Here is a 21,023-nt window from a genome sequence, read left to right on the forward strand (position 1 = left end):
TCAGCTCCTTGTGGGGGGCGTCGGGGTCGGCAACGAAGCTACGCAGAGCGCCCCGGCGGGGCGATGGACTCGATCCGGTGGTCGTGGTGCAAATCGGCGCCCCGCCGGAAGTCACCCGGGCTGATCCCCGTCTCCCGCCGGAAGAACCGGCAGAAGTACGCCGCGTCCGCCAGCCCCACCCGCGCCGCCACCTGCCGCACGGTCAGGTCCGTGCGGGCCAGCAGCCGCTTCGCCTCGCGGACGCGCGCCTCCCGCACCAACCCGCCCGGCGTCCGGCCCGTCGCCGCCTTCACCGCCTCCGCCAGGTAGCCGGACGTGACGCCGATCCGGTCCGCGCAGACCCGCACCGACCACAGCTCCGGCTCCCCGCGCCCCACCAGCCGCACGAACTCCGCCGCCACCCCGCCCGGGCGTCCTACTCCCGCCCGCTCCGGGGCCGCCGCCCCGGGCACCTCGGAAGCGGTCAGCCGCCCCACCCGCGTCACCAGCACGTGCAGCAACGCCGCCAGCACACTCGCGAACCCCTCCGCGCCGCCCCGGTACTCCGCGTCCAGCTCGGCCAGCAGCCGCCCCGTGCGCGCGTCCTCCGCCGCGTCCAGCGCCAGCCAGGGCCGCTCACCCGCGCGCCGCAGCACCTCCCGGTCCCCGGGGTGGTCCAGCAGGAAGTCCTCGGTGAACAGCACCACCGAACCCTCCAGCCCCACCACGTCCTCCCAGTGGTGCACCTGCCCCGGCACGATCACCCCCAGGTGCGGCGGACGCAGCTCCCACGGCGTCAGGTCGATGACGTGCCGCCCCGACCCCGCGGTGACGTGCACGATCTCGTAGAACGTGTGCCGGTGCGGGAACGCCGCCCGCGACATCGGACCGATCGAGTCGAACGTCCCCACCGCGAAGGGGAGGACGTTCGGCATCGGCACCGCCAGCCGGTGCATGGGGAACGCCTGCTCCTCCTCCTCGCTTCCGCCTCCGGGTAACACCGTCGTCCCGCGCACGCGCCGCACGCCCCCTCCGCATCAGGCCCCGTCTTAAGGTCCAGACCAATCCTCGCCACGGTGCCACGTCCCGCCCCGCCACCACACCCCCACGACGCGTCCGACCCGCCCCGACCCGGTCCCGCCACCTCGGTCCGGGCGTCCTAGGATCGATCGGCCCGCCGCCCTCCCGCCGCGCCCCCAGGAGCCCCCGATGACGTCCTCACCCGCCGTGCCGTCGCACGCCCCGGCGCACGGCGCGCGCGAGGAGGACGGCCACCGCCTCCCGCACCTGGCCTGGCACCTCGCCCCCGGCAGCCGCGTCTGCTCCTCCGCCGTCCTCGGCGGCGGCCTCGGCGCGCGCGACTGGGTCCTCAACGCCCAGGTCCCACCCGGCTACCGGCGCACCGACCCGGCCGCCCACCTCGCCGACATCGCCGCCCGCGCCGGACTGCGCGGCAGCGGCGCCGCCCTCATGACGGCCGCCGACGTGGACGCCGCCACCGAGGCGCACGACGACGGCGTGCACGCCGTCGTCACCACCGGGCTCGGCGTGCGCACCTGGGCCGCCTCCCCGGCCGCCGGACGGCTCGGCGCACCGGCGGCCGGGACCGTCAACATCGTCGTCCTCCTGCCCGTCCCCCTCGGCGACGCCGCGCTCGTCAACGCCGTCGCCACCGCCACGGAGGCCAAGGTGCAGGCCCTCCTGGACGTGGGCGCGGACTGCTCGGGCACCCCGTCCGACGCCGTCTGCGTCGTCGCCGCACCCCCCACCCCCGGCCGCACCCCGGAACCCTTCGCCGGCCCCCGCTCCCGCTGGGGCGCCCGCCTGGCCCGCGCCGTCCACACCGCCGTCCTCGCCGGAGCCACCCCGACGTGACGCCCCGCTTCCCGCCGCTCGGGGCTGCCGCGCCCGGCCGCTACGGAACCCCCACCCCCGCCCGTGCCACCGGGGCCCCGACGACGAGCGGACCCCACGGCTGGAGCGCGTCCGCCGGGATCGGCTGAGCCGACAGGGAGTAGAGCAACTCCGCGTCCCGCGCGGTGACTCCGACGCGCCGCCCCGAACGCAGAGACGCCAACTGCTCCTCCTGGAGCGCGTGATCCGCCAGCCACGCCCGGAGGACGCCGCCCGGGTCCGGACTCCCGTCCAGCACCGGCCGCAGCACACCGGCGGGGAACGGGACCCGGCCGGGAACCGGGTCGAGCGCGTCGGCCAGCCGCGCCGCCTGCCCCCGCAACCACCGCACCGCCAGCCGTGGCGTCCACGCCCGGTGGCGGCCCAGCACGATCTCGTGCCCCGCCGCCAGCGGATGTGCCAACACCGAGCAGAGGTACCCGTCCGACGCCACCCCGCTCACCGCCACGCCCCCGGAACGGCCCGATAGGGACGACTGATCAATTCCCGGTATGAATAATGCTCGGGGTGTGCGGAGAGGTGCCGCACAATCCATTGTCGTGCCCCCGACGGGTCCGTTCCGGGCCGTCCGCATTCCCCGCACACCGCGCACTGCGCGGCGAAGGTGACGTCCTCGGCGTCCGGTTCCCCGTCCGGCGCGATCCGGAACTCCCGGAACCGGTACGTCGCCCGCGACGACCCCTTTCCCAGTCCCGCCAAGTGCGCCTCGATTTCCCGGCTGAGCCGCTGGAGCCGGCCGCCCAGGCCGTCCGCCGCCGTCACCGCCCCACCCCCGCCCACACGACCGCCACCAGCGCCTTCGCCGTTTCGGGACGGCAACGCCCCAGCTCCACCAGCGGCCGTGGCGGGGTACTCGCACACGAGGCCACGTCCAGGCCGAGGGACGGAAGCACGATTCCCGCCGCCCTCAACGCGGAATCCAGCTCCCCACACACCCGTTCGGCCCGCTCGACTTCATCCACCGGTTCCCGTCCCATCCGCCGTGCTTTCACGTTTCGCACTCACAGCATTACCGAACGACGTAGGCTCGAAAAGCGGGGGCCGGATGACTACTGAGGTTGAACTCGTGATGTCGCTGGGTCGCTCAGGTGGGTCTGATGGTCAGGCCGGTCTCGGCGAGGCAGCCGTCTATGAGGTGGCTGCGGTATTGGATGTGGCGTAGGCCGTGTCGGATGCGCTGGACGAGGTGTTCGGGGGTGGAGAAGGCGACGTTGGAGAGCCAGCCGCGTCGCAGAAGGGACCAGATCCCCTCGACGGGGTTGAGGTCGGGTGCGTAGGGCGGCAGGTAGTAGATCGTCAGCCAGTCCCGGGAGTCGGCGAAATCCCGCAGGCCGGCGGCCTTGTGGACGTTGAGGTTGTCCCAGACCAGGACGATCGGGCCGCCGAGCTGCTGGTGGGCGGCGATCAGCAGGTCCCGGTAGTCGCGCCAGGAGAAGCTCTTACGTCCGTCGCGTCGGCCGTCGTCCCGGCGCGGCCGGTAGATCAGCCGGGACCGGTGGCCGGGTTTGTAGCAGGTCAGCGCGGCGATCGATATCCGCCTGCGGGAACGGCCGCGGACCCGCACCACCGGGGTCCGGCCGCGCTGTGACCAGGTCTTCGCCTGCGGCGGCGTCATGGAGAATCCGGCTTCGTCCTCGAAGACGAGCCATGCTCCACTCACCGCCGCGAGTCTTCCGCGCAGGGCCACACCTCCCGGGCCCAACCGGCCACCGCCTCGTCGTCCCGCTCGATGGCGCGGCGGGCCGGGACCTGGCAGGACCAGCCGTTGCGCACCAGGAGCTTGCGCACGCCCTGGATCGTGTAGGTCAGGTGGAAGCGTCGACCGATCACCGTCTTCACCCGGCTCAGGGTCCAGCGCTGGTCCTCCCAGCCGTGAGCGGCCGGCCCCTTGGCCAGCTCCACCTCCAACTGGGCGAACTGCTTCTCGCTCAGCCTCGGCAACGATGCCGGACCCTGTGACCGCAGAGCCCGCGGACCACCCTCATCCCACGTCCGCCGCCACCGCTGCACCGAGCGGACGCTGACCCGCAGGTCCCTGGCGATCACCGAGCTCGCCTCGCCCTGGGCGAACCTCTCGGCGGCCTTCAGCCGTAACTCCTCGCGGAACTGCTGCCGTTCGGCGGTCAGCCCGCCCCCTTGTGGATACCGCATACCCCGGTGATACCGCACCGGCGAGGAGCCGTCAGCCCCTACGACTCCACGAGTTCAACCTCAGTAACTGTCAGTCATCAACGGCGGTTATGACAACCGATCAGTCATGAGGGGAACACGCCATGGCAGTTGAAATCGAAGGGCCGGACCCTTCGTCGTCCATGCTCGCCTTCTTCGGCTCCGAGCTCCGCCGCCTCCGGACCGAAGCGGGCCTCTCCCAAGGCGAGACCGCGAAGCGCGCCCACACCACCCAGTCGATGATCAGCAAACTGGAGGCCGCCCAGCGCGTACCGTCCGAGGAGCTGACGCGGGACCTCGACACCGCCCTCCACACCGACGGCCACCTCACCCGCCTCCACCCCCTCGTCCTCCGCTACGCCTACCCGACCTGGTTCCTCCCGTACGTCGAACTGGAGCGGGACGCGACGTCGATCAAGACGTTCGAGAGCCAAGTCGTCCCAGGACTGCTCCAGACAGAGGACTACGCACGACCACTGCTGGCAAGCGGCCGCCCGGACAACCTGGACGACCTCGTAGCGGCCCGCCTGAGCCGTCAGCCGATCCTGGAGGAAGATGATCGACCCCGCGCCTGGTTCGTCCTCGACGAGCAGGTCCTCCGGCGCCCCATCGGCGGCCATCAGGTCATGGTGAGGCAGCTTGAACGGCTGCTCGCGGCAGGGGAGGAGCCGAGGACAGTCATTCAGGTGGTGCCCGAACGTGTGGCCGCGCACCCAGGAGTGGAAGGAGCCTTCACGGTGCTCAGCCTTGATGAGTCACCGGACGTTCTCTACGTTGACGGCTTCTCGCAAGGGCGAATTGGGCTGGAAGCACGCGAACTCTCGCACGCCCGACACGCCTATGATCTGCTCAGGGCCCTGGCCCTGTCGCACGAGGATTCTGCCGAGCTGATCCGTACTTACATCGTGAGGTACCGAACCAGATGAACACTGCGAAGGAACTGGCTGTCAGCTGGCGCAAGAGCAGCTACAGCAGCAGCAATGGCGGCAACTGCCTGGAGGTTGGCGAGGGCATCCCGGGAATCGTCCCCGTCCGTGACTCCAAGGACCCGAACGGCCCGGCGCTGAAGTTCACCGCCACCGGGTGGTCCGCCTTCGTGGCGGGGGTGTCGTCCGACCAGCTCCGTGCCTGATGACCGCAAAGGGATTCTGATGCCCATGACGTGGATCAAGAGCAGCTATAGCACCAACGGCGGCAACTGTCTTGAGGCGGGCTACGGCCACTCCGGGGTCATCCCTGTCCGTGACAGTAAGAACCCGAACGGCCCGGTTCTGAGGTTCGCCGCCGCCGACTGGTCCGCCTTCGTGAACGGCTTGGTCTCAGAGCCGATGCAACGCTCAGCCGACTGCCCGTAACAGTTCCGACAGCGGTGCGCTGATCCACTTCACTGTCAGCCAGCCAGGGCTGACAGCCTTCTGACTCCGGGGCGGTCCCTTTGGGCCGCGCCGGAGCCATCTCGCGTGTGCGGGCAGCGGTCGCGCCTTTGACCACCCTACGCACGCGCGGAGACGATCCCCGCGCGTGCGGGGAGCAGCGCGCATGGTGGCGTCGCCTACGAGGCCGGCGCGGACCATCCCCGCGCGTGCGGGGAGCAGGGCGTGTCCACGGGGGTCTCCTGGGTGTTACCGGGGACTGGGACCATCCCCGCGCGTGCGGGGAGCAGCCGCGCTTTTACCGGAGGGGCCCGACCGGACGTGGACCATCCCCGCGCGGGCGGGGAGCAGATGGTCCGCCTCGGCGCGGACGTGTGCCTGGCGGGACCATCCCCGCGCGTGCGGGGAGCAGTAGTGCACGCTGATGACCGGATCGACGTTGGTGGGACCATCCCCGCGCGTGCGGGGAGCAGGTCGGTCATGCGTCCTCCTTTCGGTTCGGACAGGGACCATCCCCGCGCGTGCGGGGAGCAGTCGACCGCCCGACGCATCAGCGTGGCCGGGTAGGGACCATCCCCGCGCGTGCGGGGAGCAGGACCTTGATCTTCTTTTCGAGATGGACGCGGCGGGACCATCCCCGCGCGTGCGGGGAGCAGGGCGTGCACCGGGGGCTCCTTCAACGGGATCGGGGACCATCCCCGCGCGTGCGGGGAGCAGCAGCCCGACGAGTTCGGCGACGGCGACTTCGAGGGACCATCCCCGCGCGTGCGGGGAGCAGACTGCGTGACCTGCGGGTTTATGGCGTGCGGTGCGAGTTTTCCATGACTTTCGCGGAATCCGGCAAATCGTGCACAAGGTGCTCACTTCGCAGGTTGGTGTCCAGAGCTGCGGCAGCTCAAAGCGGTCATCGTAACGGTTGGGTCGGCGTCCCGGTGGCCACTCCGGTGAGGTCGAAACTTCCGTCGTCGCGATTCCTTCAACCGGCTGACGCGCGCTGTGCGTTGCGTGTATTCCTGTGCCCATGCACGTTGGGGGGAGGGCCCTGGAGGGCCTCCGGAGCAGGTTGAACGGGCCCGTCCTGTCGGTGTGGGCCAAGCACGATCGGGATTTCGGCGGCTGGTTGCCGCTGTGGCGTCACATGGAGGACAGTGCCGCTGTCGCCGGCCTGTTGTGGGACGAGTGGCTGCCGCTGAGTGTGCGGCGGCTGGTCGCGGACGCCCTTCCGGAGGGGGAGGTGGACGCGCGGCGGCTGGCCGTGTGGCTGGCGGGCGTCCACGACATCGGGAAGGCGACGCCTGCTTTCGCCTGCCAGGTCGATGAGCTGGCCGACCGGATGCGGGACGCCGGTCTGGAGATGCGGTCCCGGAAGGCGATGGGGCCGGACCGGGCGATGGCACCCCACGGGCTGGCGGGGCAGGTGTTGTTGGGGGAGTGGCTGGAGGAGCGGCACGGCTGGACGGTGAAGCAGGCGGGGCAGTTCACCGTGGCGGTGGGCGGGCATCACGGTGTGCCGCCGGAGCATGCGCAGATCACGGACCTGGACGGTCACGGCCAGCTCCTGCGCTCCTCCGGCCCGAGCCGGGACCTGTGGCGGCAGGCCCAGGGCGAGCTGCTGGACGCCTGCGCCGAGGAGTACGGCGTCCGCGAGCGGCTGGAGGCGTGGCGGGCCGTGCGGCTGCCGCAGCCGGTGCAGGTGCTGCTGACGGCGGTGGTCATCGTCGCCGACTGGATCGCCAGCAATCCGGACCTCTTCCCCTACTTCCCCGAGGAGCAGCCCCGCAGCGGTGCGGAGCGGGTGGCCGCCGCCTGGCGGGGGCTGGACCTCCCGGCGCCGTGGACGGCGACCGAACCGCCGCTGGACACGAAGCAGTTGTTCGCCTCCCGGTTCGACCTGCCGCCGAGAGCGACGGTCCGGCCGGTGCAGGAGGCGGCCGTCGACGTGGCACGGTCGATGGAGACGCCGGGCCTGCTGATCGTCGAGGCGCCGATGGGGGAGGGGAAGACGGAGGCGGCCCTGGCCGTCGCGGAGATCTTCGCGGCCCGCTCCGGCGCGGGCGGCGTGTTCTTCGCGCTGCCGACGATGGCGACGGGCAACGCCATGTTCCCGCGTCTGCTGGACTGGCTGGAGCGGCTGCCCGGTGCGGAGGACGGGGAACGCCGTTCCGTCCATCTCGCGCACTCGAAGGCGGCCCTGAACGAGAGCTTCGCCGATCTGATGCGGCGGGGCGGTCGCGTCGCGGCCGTCGATATCGACGCGCCGTCGTCGGCCCCGCACCGCCGGGCCGACGGCGGCGGGCAGGCGCCCGGTGAGCTGGTCGCGCACGCGTGGCTGCGCGGGCGGAAGAAGGCCATGCTGGCGTCCTTCGTCGCGGGCACCATCGACCAGCTCCTCTTCGCCGGGCTGAAGAGCCGGCACCTGGCGCTGCGGCACCTCGCGGTCGCGGGCAAGGTGGTGATCGTTGACGAGGCGCACGCCTACGACGCCTACATGAGCGTCTACCTCGATCGGGTGCTCTCGTGGCTGGGTGCCTACGGGGTGCCGGTCGTGGTGCTGTCCGCGACGCTCCCCGCCGCCCGACGCCGCGCGCTGACGGAAGGCTACGCCGGGACGCCGGGCCGGGGCGCCGGTGGTGACGAGTGCTTCGTGCAGGTCGGTGAGGAGAACGCGTATCCGCTGCTCACGGCGGTGAGTCCGGGCGGCCCGCCCGTCCTGCGGCGGCCCGCCTCCTCCGGCCGTGGCACGGACGTCGCGCTGGAGCCGCTGGACGACGATCTCGACGTCCTCACCGACCGCCTCGGGCGGGAGTTGGTGGACGGCGGTTGCGTGCTGGTCGTCCGCAACACGGTCGCGCGCGTCCTGGAAACGGCGCGCGCGTTACGGGACCGCTTCGGCGAGGCAGCCGTGACGGTCGCCCACTCCTCCTTCCTCGACCTGGACCGCGCCGCCAACGACGCGAATCTACTCAAGCGGTTCGGCCCGCCGGAGAAGTCCGAGGGCCGCCCGGACGGACCGCACGTGGTGGTCGCGAGCCAGGTCGCCGAGCAGTCCCTGGACGTCGACTTCGACCTGCTGGTCAGCGATCTCTGCCCGGTGGACCTCCTGCTGCAACGGGCGGGCCGGCTGCACCGGCATCCGCGCGGCGCGGGCCAGCGCGACCGGCCGCCGGGCCTGCGCACCGCCCGCTGCCTGGTGACGGGCGTCGACTGGACGACGGCGGTCCCGACCCCGGTGCGGGGCTCGGTCGCGGTGTACGGGGCGTACGCGCTGCTGCGGTCGGCCGCCGCCCTGCGGCCCCACCTCGACGGGGACGGGCGACGTCCGGTGCGGCTGCCGTCGGACATCAGCCCGCTGGTGCAGGCGGCGTACGCGGAGAAGCCCGACGTCCCCGAGGGCTGGGCCGACGCCCTGGAGGAGGCGTTCACGCGCTTCGAGCGCCACCGCGCGGACCAGGCCGAGCGCGCCGCGACCTTCGGGCTCGGTCCGGTGGGCCGGCCCGGCAGGCCGCTGTTCGGCTGGCTCGCGGCCGGGGTCGGCGAGGTCGACGACACCCCGGCGGGCCGGGCCCAGGTGCGGGACAGCAGGGAGAGCCTGGAAGTCGTCGTCGTGCAGCGTCGGGAGGACGGCGCCCTGACGACCGTGCCCTGGCTGCCGCCCGACGGGCGGGGTCGGGAACGGGCGGGTCTCGCCCTGCCCGTGGACCAGGTGCCGACGGCCTTCGCGGCCCGCGCGGTGGCCGCGTCCGGGCTGCGGCTGCCGATGCAGTTCTCCCCGGCCGAGGTGATGGACCGGGCCATCGCCGAACTGGAGGAGGGGTGCGTGCACGCCTGGCAGACCAAGGAGAGCCACTGGCTCGCCGGTCAGCTCGTCCTGGAACTCGACGAGGACTGTCAGACCCGGCTGGCAGGCTTCGCACTCAGCTACAGCCGCTCCCAGGGCCTTGAGGTGACCCGTGCCTGAATCCCACGACGTCGGCCGCGACACAGCGCCGTCGTTCGACCTGACGACCCGTCCCTGGGTGGAGGTGTTACGGCTCGACGGCACGCAGGAAGTGCTGTCGCTGCGGGAGGTCTTCGCCCAGGCGGCGGGCTTACGCCGCCTCGTCGGGGACCTGCCCACGCAGGAGTTCGCCCTGCTGCGTCTGCTGCTGGCTGTGGCGCACGACGCCTTGGAGGGGCCGCAGGACATCGAGGACTGGTCCGACCTGTGGTCCGATCCGGAATGCTTCGCTCCGGTCGGGGCGTACCTCGACGCCCACCGGGGCCGTTTCGACCTCCTCCACACCGAGGCCCCCTTCTTCCAGACCGCCGGTCTGCGCACCGAGAAGGACGAGGTCTTCCCCCTCCACCGCATCGTCGCCGACGTCCCCAACGGCGAACCGTTCTTCACTGCCCGGCTGCCCACGGTGGAGCGGCTCTCCTTCGCCGAGGCCGCCCGCTGGGTCGTCCACGCCCACGCCTACGACACCTCGGGCATCAAGACCGGACCTGTGGGGGACGTACGTGCCAAAGGGGGCCGGACATATCCAAGTGCCGATCTTGGCGAGGGCTGGCTGGGCAAGCTTGGTGCCGTATACGTCGAGGGTCAAAACCTCCGTGAAACGCTTCTGCTCAACTTGATCGCCTGGGACACTGACTGCCTTCGTGTAGAACAGAACGACAAGCCCGCTTGGCGGAGGGATCCTTGCGGCCCTGGGGGAGAGGTTCGAAATCCTACGGGCTTGCGCGACCTCTACACTTGGCAATCGCGCAGAATCCGACTCCATTACGACGATGTGGCGGTGATAGGCGTCGTGTTGGGCTACGGAGACCCTCTTGAGATCGTGAACAGGTTCGATCGCGAACCGATGACTTCTTGGAAGCGAAGTCATGCGGCGGAGAAGGAACTGCGTCGCTCGCCGGTCTACAAGCCCTTGCGACATGATCACTCACGTGCTGCTTGGCGGGGGCTCGATGCCATGCTGGTCGGGAGATCGTCGAGGACTACCGAAAGCGAGCCATCCCACGTTCTCCGTCCGGTCGTTATGGAATGGGTCGCACGACTGGTCGCAGAAGGCGAGCTGAGGCGTGGTCACCTCATCTCCGCCTGCACTATCGGAATGGCCTACGACCCACCATGGGCTAAGAAGCCAGCGAAGTCGTCGTTCTTCGATGTGCATGAGGATCGCGTCTCGATGGCCGTCGTTCTACTCGATCGGGAAGAACCTTGCTATGCGCGAACCGCTATGGATGCTGCCAAGGACAGTGAGCGGGCTGTCCAGGCCCTGACTGACCTCGCCGCCAATCTGAAGCGCGCCACCGGCTCGGAGTATGGAGGAGCCTGCACGGCGGCTAGCGCACTTGGTTTCGCAGCGCTTGACGGACCGTACCGCAGTTGGCTTTCGTCATTGACGAAACTGGGTGACCCCGAGGAGCAGCGGTCGCACTGGCAGCGGGAGGTCCACCGCATCGTCGGACGCCTGGGCGACCGGCTGATCGCCGAGGCGGGGGACGCGGCGTGGCAGGGGCGGATCGTCGAGCTCAAGAAGCGCACCGAGTGGCTCAACGCCACGCTCGCCCGGCTCTGGTTCCGCCGGGCCCTGGACGAGTGCCTGGCCCACCCCCTCCTCTCCGCCGACCAGCCGCCGGGCGCCGAGGCCGCCCCGGCGCCCATCACCTCCTGAAGGCGCACCGCATGACGACCGTCACCGCACCCGCTTCCCTTCCCGTACGCCGGCGCGTGGCCGAGCTGACCGGCCGCCGCGTCAGCGCCCTGCAACGGGGCTACCTCGCCGACGAGCCGAAGGCCGTGGCCGCCGTGGCCCGGCTGCGTCGCGGCGCCGGACGCGCTGCCGGGGACGTCCCCGACCTGTGGGACCTCGTGGACACCGGCCCCCTGCACGACACCGACGACGGTGCCCGCCCGCTGCGCGAGAGCGAACTCGCGCGGGCCGAGGGCGCGGTGCACGTGGCGCTCACGCTGTGGGCCGTCCACCAGCAGTCCCGCAGCACCGGCATGCACCGCCGGGACACGCGCGAGGCCCGCCGGGGCCTGGGCGCGGCCATCCGCTCCACGATGCAGCACGGGGAGATCGACGAACCGCTGCGCAAGCGCCTCGTGCGGGCCGGGACCGCCCCCGACCTGACCAGCCTCGCCCAGCGCCTGCGGGACATCGTCACCCTCCTGCGCACCCACGGCGCGGAGCTGGACTACGCCCTCCTCGCAGGACAGCTCTACGCCTGGCAGTGGCACGGCGGACCGGCCACCGTGCGCGCCGAGTGGGGCCGTTCCTTCCACGCCTGGCGCGGCGACCCCACCCCGGACGGGCAGCGGCCCGCCGACACTCCCGACGCACCCTGACACCCCGCACCACACGACAAGGACGCCTCGTGAACCGCATCTTCCTCGACGTGCACGCCCTCCAGACCGTGCCGCCCAGCAACCTCAACCGGGACGACACCGGCGCGCCGAAGTCCGCGATCTACGGCGGAGTGCCGAGGGCACGGGTCTCCAGCCAGGCGTGGAAGCGTGCCACCAGGGAGTTCTTCGCGGACGAGCACCTGCTGGACCCGAGCGAGCTCGGCGTGCGCACGAAGAAGGTCGTGGAGCTCCTCGCGTCCCGCATCGGCCGGGTCGAGGAGTCCCTGGCCGGGGAGCGGGCGCGGGAGCTGGCGGCGGAGGTGATCCAGTCCGCCGGGCTGAAGATCGAGGTGCCCAAGCGCAAGGCCAACGCCGAGAAGGACGGGGAGCAGGCCCCCGTCGCCCAGTCCAAGTACCTCCTCTTCCTCAGCTCCCGGCAACTCGACAGCCTCGCCCGGCTCGCCGTCGAGGGCGCGGACGACATCAAGGCGTTCCTCAAGGAGAAGGACAACAAGGGTCGCGCCAAGGCACTCGCGGACACCCGGCACTCCGTCGACATCGCGCTCTTCGGCCGCATGGTCGCCGACGTCGCCGACATCAACGTCGACGCGGCCGTCCAGGTCGCCCACGCGCTCAGCGTCCACCGCGTGGAGAACGAGTCGGACTACTACACCGCCGTGGACGACGAGAACAGCGATGCCGAACCGGGCGCCGGAATGATCGGCACCGTCGACTTCAACTCCGCCACCCTCTACCGCTACGCGGCGCTCAGCGTCCACCAGCTCGCGGCCAACCTGGGGGAGGGCCTGCGCGAGGACGAGCCGCGCACCGAACCCGTGCGGCGGGCCGTCGAAGCCTTCGTGCACGGCTTCCTCGCCTCGCTGCCCAAGGGGAAGATCAACACCTTCGGCCATCACACGGCGCCCGACGCCGTCGTCGTCACGCTGCGCACCACCCGTCCGATGAGCTACGTCGCGGCCTTCGAGGAGCCGGTGCGCGGCGATCAGGGCGGCCACGTCCGCGAAGCCTGCGACCGCCTGGCCGCCCACATCCCCGACGTCGAGCGCGCCTACGGCGACGAGGCGTCCACCGTCACCTGGGTGCTGCGCGTCGGCCCGAACACGTCCAAGCTCGCCGACATCGGCACCGAGGTGGAGAACATCGGCACGCTCGTCGCCTCCGTCGGCCGGTCCGTCGCCGAACGCCTGGACAAGCCCGCATGAGCGTGCTGACCCTGCGGCTCGCCGGGCCCCTCCAGTCCTGGGGGGCCACGGCCCGGTTCGCCCGCCGCACCACCGAGTCCGCCCCGACCAAGAGCGGCGTCATCGGGCTGCTCGCGGCGGCGGCCGGCATCGACCGGCAGGACGAGGCGGGGCTGCGGCCCCTGGCCGCACTCCGCTTCGGTGTCCGCATCGACCAACCCGGCACCCGCATCCGGGACTTCCACTCCGCCCACCACGGCGACACCGGCAAGTCCATGCCGCTGTCCGAGCGGTTCTACCTGGCCGACGCCGTGTTCGTCGCCGCCGTCGAGGGCGAAGCGCAGCTGCTCCACCGGCTCCACGCCGCTCTGCGCGACCCCGTCTACGCGCCGTTCCTCGGACGGCGCTCCTGCCCGCCAGCCCAGCCGGTGGAGCTGCGCGTCCGCGAGGATGCCGACCTCCACAGGGCGCTGGCCGCCGAGCCGTGGCAGGCGTCCCTCTGGTACCGGGGGCGGCATCGGGAGGCCACCGTCCGACTCGACGTCCTGCGGGAGGCGTCCGGGGGAGCGGAGGGTGAGCCGGGCGACGTGCAACGCGACCAGCCTCTCAGCTTCTCCCCGGCGCAACGCCGTTACGCCCTGCGCACCGTCGTGACGACCACCGTGGACGTCCCCCACCCGGGTGTCCCGCAGCAGCGGCACGACCCGTTCGAAGCTCTGGAAGAAGAAAGTCCCTGATGTACCTGACCCGCTTCCGCGTGAACTCCGCGCGACCCGGGGCCCGTCGGCTCCTCGGCTCACCCCAGAGGCTGCACGCCGCCGTCATGTCGTCCTTCCCCGGCCTGCTGCCGTCCGACGGGCCGGGCACCACCGGCACGTCGGCGGACGGCCCGCGCGTGCTGTGGCGCATCGACCACCGGGCACGGGCCGAAGTGCTGCTCTACGTCGTCAGCCCCGCCCGCCCCGACCTGACCCACCTCGTCGAGCAGGCCGGCTGGCCCGCGCTCGCCGACCCGGAGACGCCCGGATGGGAGACCCGCCCCTACGCCCCCTTCCTCGACCGGCTCACGGCTGGTAGCCGCTGGTCGTTCCGGCTCACCGCGAACCCCGTCCACACCATCCGGCGCACGGACGACGAGCCCAAGAAGCTCACTGCCCACCGCACCCCGATCCACCAGATGGGGTGGCTGCTGAAGCGCCAGAAGGACGCCGGGTTCCAGATCGTCGAGAAGCCCGCCACCGACCGGCTCCTGCCCGGCGGCACCACGTACAAGAGCAAGACCGAGCACCATGGCGACCAGTACGAACTCACCGTCGGCGACCTCCGGGCCCGCGCCTTCGACAAGTCCGGCCGCTCCGCGCCCTCCGGCCGAAAGTCCCAGCCCGTCACCCTGGTCACCGTCACCTTCGAGGGCCGGCTGGAGGTCACCGACCCCGCTCTGCTGCGCCGCACCCTCACCCAGGGCATCGGACGCGCCAAGGCGTACGGCTGCGGCCTCCTGACCCTCGCACCCGTCGCCCGGACGGCATGAGGCGATGACGACCGTCTCCCGCCGCCCGGCCCTCACCCCGCGTCACCTCAGCCGGGCGGGCGACCGCACCTCGTTCGTCTACCTGGAGCGCTGCGTCGTCCACCGCGACGCCAACGCCATCACGGCGGAGGACGCGGACGGCACCACCCACATCCCGTCCGCCACCATCGGCACCCTCCTCCTCGGCCCCGGCACCCGCGTCACCCACCAGGCGATGAGCGTCCTCGGCGAGACGGGCGCCGCCGTCTGCTGGGTCGGCGAACAAGGCGCGCGCTACTACGCGGGCGGACGCGCCCTCACCCGCTCCTCGGCCCTCATGGTGGCCCAGGCCCGCCAATGGGCCAACCCCCGAAGCCGACTCGCCGTCGCCCGAGCCATGTACCGGCTGCGCTTCCCCGACGAGGACCCCACCGGCCTCACCCGACAGGAACTCCTCGGCCGGGAGGGGCGGCGCGTCAAGGACCACTACAAGGCGGAGGCCCGGCGCACGGGTGTGCCGTGGCGCGGGCGCCGCTACACCCCTGGCGACTTCGCCAGCGGCGACGCCGTCAACCAGGCGATCACGGCGGCGGCGCAGTCCATGTACGGCATCGCGCACGCCGTCGTCACCTCCCTCGGGTGCAGCCCGGCGCTCGGCTTCATCCACAGTGGCCACGAGCTGTCGTTCGTGCTCGACATCGCCGACCTCTACAAGACCGAGGTCGGCATCCCCCTCGCCTTCGACGTCGCCGCCGAAGGCGACGAGGACGTCGCCTCGCGCACGCGCCGCGCCCTGCGCGACCGCATCGCCGAGACGGGGCTGCTGGACCGCTGCGTCAACGACATCAAGCGGCTCCTGATCCCAGGCGCCACGTCCGCCGAGGGCGTCGGCGACGACGCGGACGTCGTCCGGCTCCACAGCGACGGCGGCCAGGAGGTCGCCGCCGGACGGAACTACGGAGGCGGGGACGACGATGTCCCGGAGGCGATGACCTGGTGACCGTGATCGTCCTGACCAACTGCCCGGTGGGCCTGCGCGGATTCCTCACGCGCTGGCTCCTCGAAATCTCCGCCGGGGTCTTCATCGGCAACCCCTCCGCCCGCGTCCGGGACGTGCTGTGGAACGAGGTCCAGCAGTACGCCGGACAAGGCCGCGCCCTGCTCGCCCACACCACCGACAACGAGCAGGGCTTCACCTTCCGCACCCACGACCACGCCTGGCACCCCGTCGACCACGAGGGCGTCACCCTCATCCACCGCCCGAAGGCCAAGCCCCTCGACCCCGCACCGACCACCACCCCTCGACGCGGCTGGAGCACCGCCTCCAAACGCCGCCGCTTCGGCAACCGATGACGGTGATGCGAGCTATGAGTGAATTGCCGGACTCAACGAAAGTCATGAAAACCCGCGCTCCGCCCCGGCAAACCCCCAGGTCACGCAGTCTGCTCCCCGCGCACGCGGGGATGGTCCCTTCATGCCTGGCTCGCGGCGAGCAGGTCGGCTCTGCTCCCCGCGCACGCGGGGATGGTCCCGCGGACATCGTGCGGGCCACGGGCCTGCACAACTGCTCCCCGCGCACGCGGGGATGGTCCAGGGCCTTCTGTGGGGTCACGGGGGCCGCGCTCCTGCTCCCCGCGCACGCGGGGATGGTCCCGCCCTCGGCCGCCGCGCGAGCACCAACCCCGACTGCTCCCCGCGCACGCGGGGATGGTCCCAGCCGCTCGTCATCTGGCAGGACGAGCGGGGGCTGCTCCCCGCGCACGCGGGGATGGTCCCGCATTGTCGCCGCAATCGAGTCGGCCGCGCTCCTGCTCCCCGCGCACGCGGGGATGGTCCCTCTTCGCACCCGGCCGCATCGACCATCCGCACCTGCTCCCCGCGCACGCGGGGATGGTCCCCGCAGGGCGTACCGCGAGCGGAACGGGAGCTGCTGCTCCCCGCGCACGCGGGGATGGTCCCGCTGAGGCGATGAGCTTCCCGGATGCGCGTCCTGCTCCCCGCGCACGCGGGGATGGTCCCCCGGCGGTCAGATCCGCAACCACGGCCAGATCCTGCTCCCCGCGCACGCGGGGATGGTCCCCGTCCTGCCTCCCATGGCCGCCACCGGACCGGCTGCTCCCCGCGCACGCGGGGATGGTCCCGCTTCGTACAGGCCCAGCGTGTCAGCGGTGAACTGCTCCCCGCGCACGCGGGGATGGTCCCTCGTTCACACGGCGCCCGGTGCGCACCAGTGGCTGCTCCCCGCACGCGCGGGGATGGTCCCGGCGGTACGCCGCCCCGCCGGACCCCCGGCGACTGCTCCCCGCACGCGCGGGGATGGTCCCCTGGCCCCGACTGTGCCGGACTTCCCGCCCGTCTGCTCCCCGCACGCGCGGGGATGGTCCCTCCGCCCGGTGGTCGGGGGCTCGCCTCGGTCGCTGCTCCCCGCGCATGCGGGGTTCCCTCCTGCTTCGGTGCGGGTGTGGGTGGTGTGCTTGCCCGGCCGCCGCCCCCGCCTCCGCCACCCTCCGCCGGGTGGGGGGAATTCGGCGGCGGCGCCCGCAGGGTCGTGGACCGGGCGCCGGGGGGCCGTCAGGGTGCGTGGGGTGACCTTCACCGCGATCGCCGACTACGGGATGCTCGCCGACGGCAGCTCCGCCGCTCTCGTCGACCGGCGCGGCTCCGTGGACTGGCTGTGCCTGCCGCGCTTCGACAGCCCCGCCCTGTTCGCCCGGCTGCTGGGCGAGGACGCGGGGCACTGGTCGGTGACGCCGACGGGGGCGTTCGACGTCCGGCGGCGGTACGTGCCGGGGACGCTGGTCCTGGAGACGACGTTCACGACGGCGGGCGGCACGGCGTGCCTGCGGGACGCGCTGGCCGTGCCCGAGGGGCAGCGGGGGCACGACCTGGGGCTGCGGCCGCCGCACGAGCTGTTGCGCGCGGTGGAGGGGCTGGACGGGGAGGTGGAGTTCGACGTCGAGTTCGTGCCCCGCCCGGAGTACGGGTTGGTGCGGCCGTTGCTGCGGGTGGACGGGCGCGGGGCGCGGACGTTCGGCGGTCCGAATCCGTGCGCGTTGCGCTCGCCTGTGGCGTTGCGGGACGGTCGCGGCGCGGCGCGGGCCCGGTTGCGGGTCCGGGCGGGGGAGCGGCTCGGGTTCTCGCTGCTGTGGGCGCCGCCCGAGGAGGTGCCGCCGGAGCCGACGGCGCCGGAGGCGGTGGGGGAGCGGATCGCGGACACGGTGGAGGCGTGGCGTTCGTGGGAGGCGGATCACGACATCTACCACGGCCCGCACCGCGACACCGTCCGGTTGTCGGCCCGGGTGCTGAAGGGGCTGACGTACCGGCCGACGGGGGCGGTCGTGGCCGCGCCGACGACGTCGCTGCCCGAGGCGGTGGGCGGGGAGCGGAACTGGGACTACCGGTACGCCTGGATCAGGGACGCCAGCCTCACGCTGGAGGCGCTGTATCTGGGGTCCTGCCCGGACGAGGCCGTGGACTTCGTCTCCTTCATGACGAGCGCGGCCGGGGGCGGTGCCGACGTCGACTCCTCGCTGCAGATCATGTACGGGGTCGGTGGGGAGCACGACCTGTCCGAGCGTGAGCTCGGCCATCTCACCGGCTGGCGGGGTTCGCGTCCGGTGCGGGTGGGGAACGGGGCGTGGGACCAGACGCAGCTGGACGTCTACGGGGAGTTGCTCAACGCGCTGTACCTGTACCGGGATCGGCTCGGGGAGCTGCATCCGGAGGTGCAGCGGTTCGCGGCCGGGTTGGCGGACGCGGCGGCGCGGCGGTGGGAGGAGCCGGACGCCGGGATGTGGGAGATGCGGGGGCCGGCGTTGCACCACGTGTCGTCGAAGGTGCTGTGCTGGGTGGCGTTGGACCGGGCGGTGCGGCTCGCGCCGGAGCTGGGCGGGTACGCGCGGACGGCCGCCTGGAGTGCCGCGCGGGACCGCGTCCACGCGGCGGTGCTGGAGCGGGGGTGGAGCGAGCGGCGGCGGGCGTTCACGCAGTCCTTCGACTCCGAGGAGCTGGACGCGGCCGTGCTGCTGATGCCGTTGTACGGGTTCCTGCCGCCGACGGACGGGCGGGTGCGGTCCACGGTGGAGGCGGTGGAACGCGGGCTGACGGAGGACGGGCTGGTGTTGCGGTACCGCGTCGCCGACGAGGGGAGCGCGGACGGGCTCGCCGGTGGTGAGGGGACGTTCGCGCTGTGCTCGTTCTGGCTCGTCTCCGCGCTGGCGATGGCGGGGGAGCCGGACCGTGCGCAGGAGTTGTTCGACCGGGTCGCGGGGTGTGCGAACGATCTGGGGCTCCTGGCGGAGGAGATCGATCCGCGCACGGGTGAGCTGTTGGGGAACTTTCCGCAGGCGTTCAGCCATGTCGGGCTGATCAACGCGGCGGCGGCCATCGACCGGGCGCGCGGCGTCCTGTAGCGCGCGGCGTCCTGTGGGACGCGGGCCGGTCGGGGCCGTGGGTGTCCCCGGCCCGGGGGGCCGGGCGCGTGGGGTCCGGGTCGGACCCCCGGTCCTCCGCGGACCGGGGACGGGCCGAAGGTAGCAGCTTGCAAGAGCTTGCAATAGATGTTGCGGTCAGATGACCCCTTCGTTACGTGGGTTTGTCCGATCCCTTGACCGCGGTGGAGGGGTCTTCTACGGTCATGCCTCGGAAGAGCTTCCACGGTCTTTCAGTGATTTGCAGCGGCTTCTCCACGGCCGCTTCCCCCCACCAGCCTTACGGGCGCGGCGCGTTGCCCTGCGAAGGCCTCCGCAGACAGCTTTCCCTCAGGCAGGAGGAATCGTGGTCCGTAGAACCACGGCCGCGTCGCTCGCCCTTGTGGCGGGTGCCGCAGGTGCGCTCGTATCGTTGCCCGCTCCCCAGGTCCAGGCGGCGCCGCCCGGCGCCAAGGACGTCACGGCGGTGATGTTCTCCTGGAAGTTCGACTCCGTCGCCCGGGCCTGCACGGACTCCCTGGGCCCGGCCGGGTACGGCTACGTCCAGGTCTCGCCGCCCCAGGAGCACATCCAGGGCCCGCAGTGGTGGACGTCCTACCAGCCGGTCAGCTACAAGATCGCCGGACGTCTCGGTAACCGCGACCAGTTCCGCAACATGATCGACACCTGCCACGCGGCGGGGGTGAAGGTCGTCGCCGACGCCGTCATCAACCACATGAGCGCCGGGAGCGGCACCGGCACCGGCGGGTCGCCGTACACGAAGTACGACTACCCGCAGGCGCCCTACAGCGACGGCGACTTCAACGACTGCCGCAACGACTCCATCGACTACCGCGACCGCTACCAGGTGCAGTACTGCGAGCTGGTGGGCCTGTCGGACCTGCGGACGGGCAAGGAGTACGTCCGCCAGCGCATCGCCGACTACCTCAACGACCTGCTGTCGCTGGGCGTGGACGGCTTCCGCGTCGACGCGGTCAAGCACATACCGGCCGACGACCTCTCGGCGATCAAGTCCAAGCTCTCCGACCCGAACGTGTACTGGAAGCAGGAGGCCATCCACGGCGCCGGCGAGGCCGTCGACCCGGCGGAGTACCTCGGTACGGGCGACGTGCAGGAGTTCCGGTACGCGCGCGACCTCAAGCGCATGTTCCAGAGCGAACGCCTCGCCCACCTGGAGAACTTCGGTGAGAGCTGGGGGTACATGAACGGCGGGCAGTCCGCCGTGTTCGTGGCCAACCACGACACCGAGCGCGTCGGCGACACCCTCACCTACAAGGACGGCGCCGACTACACGCTCGCCCACGTCTTCATGCTGGCCTGGCCGTACGGCTCGCCGGACGTCCACTCGGGGTACGAGTTCGCGGCCAAGGACGACGGCCCGCCCGGGGGCGGCACGGTGAACGCCTGCTACCAGGACGGGTGGAAGTGCCAGCACGACTGGCGCGAGATCTCCTCGATGGTCGGACTGCGCAACACCGCGCACGGGCAGGGCGTCACGAACTGGTGGGACAACGGCAACGACGCCATCGCCTTCGGGCGCGGCGACGCCGCCTACGTCGCCATCAACCACGAGGGGTCCGCGCTGACCCGCACCTTCCAGACGTCGCTGCCCTCGGGCGACTACTGCGACGTGCAGAGCGGCGACACCGTGTCGGTGAACGGCTCCGGGCAGTTCACCTCGACGCTGGAGTCGAACACGGCCCTCGCCCTGCACACCGGTGCCCGCGAGTGCGGTGACGACGGCGGCACCGAGACGCCGGACGGCACCGGGGCCTCGTTCTCCGTCGACGCCACCACGCAGTGGGGGCAGGACGTCCACGTCGCCGGGGACTGCGCCGCTCTCGGCGGCTGGAACACGGCCGACGCGCCGAAGCTCGACCCGGCCGCCTACCCGGTGTGGAAGCTCGACGTCGACCTGCCCGCCGGGACGACCTGCGCCTACAAGTACATCCGCAAGGACTCCGGCGGCGGGGTGACGTGGGAGAGCGGGGACAACCGCTCCCTCACCGTGCCCGCCGATGGCCGCGTCACGCTCGACGACACCTGGCGCGCCTGACCGCGCCGCCCGGCGCCTGACCGCCAGGTCCGGCGCCGGGCCCGGTAGACCCG

At 72.0% G+C, this 21,023-nt stretch carries 18 protein-coding genes and 2 CRISPR repeat arrays; of the genes, 14 read left to right on the plus strand and 4 right to left on the minus strand.

Annotated elements, in window-relative coordinates:
• Window positions 1-38: 38 nt before the first annotated feature.
• Complete coding sequence (locus tag V6D49_RS21025) at window positions 39-935, minus strand: helix-turn-helix transcriptional regulator (protein WP_340564187.1); 897 nt, start codon at window positions 933-935, stop codon at window positions 39-41.
• 253 nt (window positions 936-1,188) lie between these two features.
• On the opposite strand from V6D49_RS21025, the gene V6D49_RS21030 reads away from it, so the two are divergent.
• A complete protein-coding gene (locus V6D49_RS21030) occupies window positions 1,189-1,854 on the plus strand; it encodes an adenosylcobinamide amidohydrolase (RefSeq protein WP_340561915.1) in 666 nt (221 codons plus the stop codon).
• Window positions 1,855-1,894: 40 nt separating this feature from the next.
• On the opposite strand, the gene V6D49_RS21035 is transcribed toward V6D49_RS21030, so the two are convergent.
• From V6D49_RS21035 to V6D49_RS26265, 3 genes are all read right to left on the minus strand, one after another.
• On the minus strand, window positions 1,895-2,299 hold the full coding sequence (locus V6D49_RS21035; RefSeq protein WP_340561917.1) for a hypothetical protein: 405 nt from the start codon (window positions 2,297-2,299) through the stop codon (window positions 1,895-1,897).
• Window positions 2,300-2,331: 32 nt separating this feature from the next.
• Entirely contained in the window at window positions 2,332-2,826 is a 495-nt protein-coding gene (locus V6D49_RS26260) for a DUF7848 domain-containing protein (RefSeq protein WP_445330568.1), read from the minus strand.
• Between the two features lie 151 nt (window positions 2,827-2,977).
• Window positions 2,978-4,044 (minus strand): IS630 family transposase gene (locus V6D49_RS26265; protein ID WP_445330511.1). Its coding sequence is split into 2 segments (ribosomal slippage): window positions 2,978-3,598 and window positions 3,601-4,044, totalling 1,065 coding nucleotides; the frame shifts between segments, so codons are not numbered across the junction.
• A 122-nt stretch (window positions 4,045-4,166) separates the two neighbouring features.
• Here V6D49_RS26265 and V6D49_RS21050 point away from each other — a divergent pair.
• From V6D49_RS21050 to V6D49_RS21110, 13 genes are all read left to right on the plus strand, one after another.
• Window positions 4,167-4,988, plus strand: coding sequence for a helix-turn-helix domain-containing protein (locus V6D49_RS21050; protein WP_340561919.1), 822 nt, complete (start codon window positions 4,167-4,169; stop codon window positions 4,986-4,988).
• Complete coding sequence (locus tag V6D49_RS21055) at window positions 4,985-5,194, plus strand: DUF397 domain-containing protein (protein WP_340561921.1); 210 nt, start codon at window positions 4,985-4,987, stop codon at window positions 5,192-5,194. The genes V6D49_RS21050 and V6D49_RS21055 overlap by 4 nt, the downstream gene beginning before the upstream one ends.
• A 25-nt stretch (window positions 5,195-5,219) precedes the next feature.
• Window positions 5,220-5,417 carry a DUF397 domain-containing protein gene (locus V6D49_RS21060; RefSeq protein WP_340561923.1) on the plus strand — a complete coding sequence of 66 codons (198 nt, stop codon included), beginning with the start codon at window positions 5,220-5,222 and terminating at the stop codon, window positions 5,415-5,417.
• Between the two features lie 150 nt (window positions 5,418-5,567).
• A CRISPR array of direct repeats spans window positions 5,568-6,213; the repeat unit is 29 nt; unit sequence GGGACCATCCCCGCGCGTGCGGGGAGCAG.
• Between the two features lie 243 nt (window positions 6,214-6,456).
• A complete protein-coding gene (gene cas3, locus V6D49_RS21065; RefSeq protein ID WP_445330569.1) occupies window positions 6,457-9,393 on the plus strand; it encodes a CRISPR-associated helicase Cas3' in 2,937 nt (978 codons plus the stop codon).
• Window positions 9,386-11,095 carry a type I-E CRISPR-associated protein Cse1/CasA gene (gene casA / locus V6D49_RS21070; protein ID WP_340561925.1) on the plus strand — a complete coding sequence of 570 codons (1,710 nt, stop codon included), beginning with the start codon at window positions 9,386-9,388 and terminating at the stop codon, window positions 11,093-11,095. The genes cas3 and casA overlap by 8 nt, the downstream gene beginning before the upstream one ends.
• An 11-nt stretch (window positions 11,096-11,106) precedes the next feature.
• Window positions 11,107-11,772: a type I-E CRISPR-associated protein Cse2/CasB gene (gene casB, locus V6D49_RS21075; RefSeq protein WP_340561927.1), complete on the plus strand. Its 666-nt coding sequence runs from the start codon at window positions 11,107-11,109 to the stop codon at window positions 11,770-11,772.
• A gap of 29 nt (window positions 11,773-11,801) precedes the next feature.
• Window positions 11,802-12,995: a type I-E CRISPR-associated protein Cas7/Cse4/CasC gene (gene cas7e / locus V6D49_RS21080; RefSeq protein ID WP_340561929.1), complete on the plus strand. Its 1,194-nt coding sequence runs from the start codon at window positions 11,802-11,804 to the stop codon at window positions 12,993-12,995.
• Complete coding sequence (gene cas5e, locus V6D49_RS21085; protein ID WP_340561932.1) at window positions 12,992-13,711, plus strand: type I-E CRISPR-associated protein Cas5/CasD; 720 nt, start codon at window positions 12,992-12,994, stop codon at window positions 13,709-13,711. The genes cas7e and cas5e overlap by 4 nt, the downstream gene beginning before the upstream one ends.
• Entirely contained in the window at window positions 13,711-14,505 is a 795-nt protein-coding gene (gene cas6e, locus V6D49_RS21090; protein WP_340561934.1) for a type I-E CRISPR-associated protein Cas6/Cse3/CasE, read from the plus strand. The genes cas5e and cas6e overlap by 1 nt, the downstream gene beginning before the upstream one ends.
• Window positions 14,506-14,509: 4 nt before the next feature.
• Window positions 14,510-15,484, plus strand: coding sequence for a type I-E CRISPR-associated endonuclease Cas1e (cas1e, locus tag V6D49_RS21095; RefSeq protein ID WP_340561936.1), 975 nt, complete (start codon window positions 14,510-14,512; stop codon window positions 15,482-15,484).
• The gene (cas2e, locus tag V6D49_RS21100) at window positions 15,481-15,837 is read left to right on the plus strand and encodes a type I-E CRISPR-associated endoribonuclease Cas2e (protein ID WP_340561938.1); all 357 of its coding nucleotides are present in this window, start codon (window positions 15,481-15,483) and stop codon (window positions 15,835-15,837) included. Before cas1e ends, cas2e begins: the two co-directional genes overlap by 4 nt.
• 89 nt (window positions 15,838-15,926) lie before the next feature.
• Window positions 15,927-16,869: a CRISPR direct-repeat array (repeat unit 29 nt; unit sequence CTGCTCCCCGCGCACGCGGGGATGGTCCC).
• Between the two features lie 200 nt (window positions 16,870-17,069).
• Entirely contained in the window at window positions 17,070-18,896 is a 1,827-nt protein-coding gene (locus V6D49_RS21105; protein ID WP_340561940.1) for a glycoside hydrolase family 15 protein, read from the plus strand.
• A 430-nt stretch (window positions 18,897-19,326) separates the two neighbouring features.
• Window positions 19,327-20,970 carry a carbohydrate-binding module family 20 domain-containing protein gene (locus V6D49_RS21110; protein WP_445330570.1) on the plus strand — a complete coding sequence of 548 codons (1,644 nt, stop codon included), beginning with the start codon at window positions 19,327-19,329 and terminating at the stop codon, window positions 20,968-20,970.
• Window positions 20,971-21,023 lie beyond the last annotated feature (53 nt).

The sequence above is a fragment of the Streptomyces sp. GSL17-111 genome, from assembly GCF_037911585.1.
Taxonomy (GTDB): domain Bacteria; phylum Actinomycetota; class Actinomycetes; order Streptomycetales; family Streptomycetaceae; genus Streptomyces.

Bases quoted from the DNA above. Each gene is read 5' to 3' on its own strand.
- V6D49_RS21025 (WP_340564187.1), bottom strand. From the start codon at position 935: ATGCACCGGCTGGCGGTGCCGATGCCGAACGTCCTCCCCTTCGCGGTG.
- V6D49_RS21030 (WP_340561915.1), top strand. From the start codon at position 1,189: ATGACGTCCTCACCCGCCGTGCCGTCGCACGCCCCGGCGCACGGCGCG.
- V6D49_RS21050 (WP_340561919.1), top strand. From the start codon at position 4,167: ATGGCAGTTGAAATCGAAGGGCCGGACCCTTCGTCGTCCATGCTCGCC.
- V6D49_RS21055 (WP_340561921.1), top strand. From the start codon at position 4,985: ATGAACACTGCGAAGGAACTGGCTGTCAGCTGGCGCAAGAGCAGCTAC.
- V6D49_RS21060 (WP_340561923.1), top strand. From the start codon at position 5,220: ATGACGTGGATCAAGAGCAGCTATAGCACCAACGGCGGCAACTGTCTT.
- cas3 (WP_445330569.1), top strand. From the start codon at position 6,457: ATGCACGTTGGGGGGAGGGCCCTGGAGGGCCTCCGGAGCAGGTTGAAC.
- casB (WP_340561927.1), top strand. From the start codon at position 11,107: ATGACGACCGTCACCGCACCCGCTTCCCTTCCCGTACGCCGGCGCGTG.
- cas5e (WP_340561932.1), top strand. From the start codon at position 12,992: ATGAGCGTGCTGACCCTGCGGCTCGCCGGGCCCCTCCAGTCCTGGGGG.
- cas6e (WP_340561934.1), top strand. From the start codon at position 13,711: ATGTACCTGACCCGCTTCCGCGTGAACTCCGCGCGACCCGGGGCCCGT.
- cas1e (WP_340561936.1), top strand. From the start codon at position 14,510: ATGACGACCGTCTCCCGCCGCCCGGCCCTCACCCCGCGTCACCTCAGC.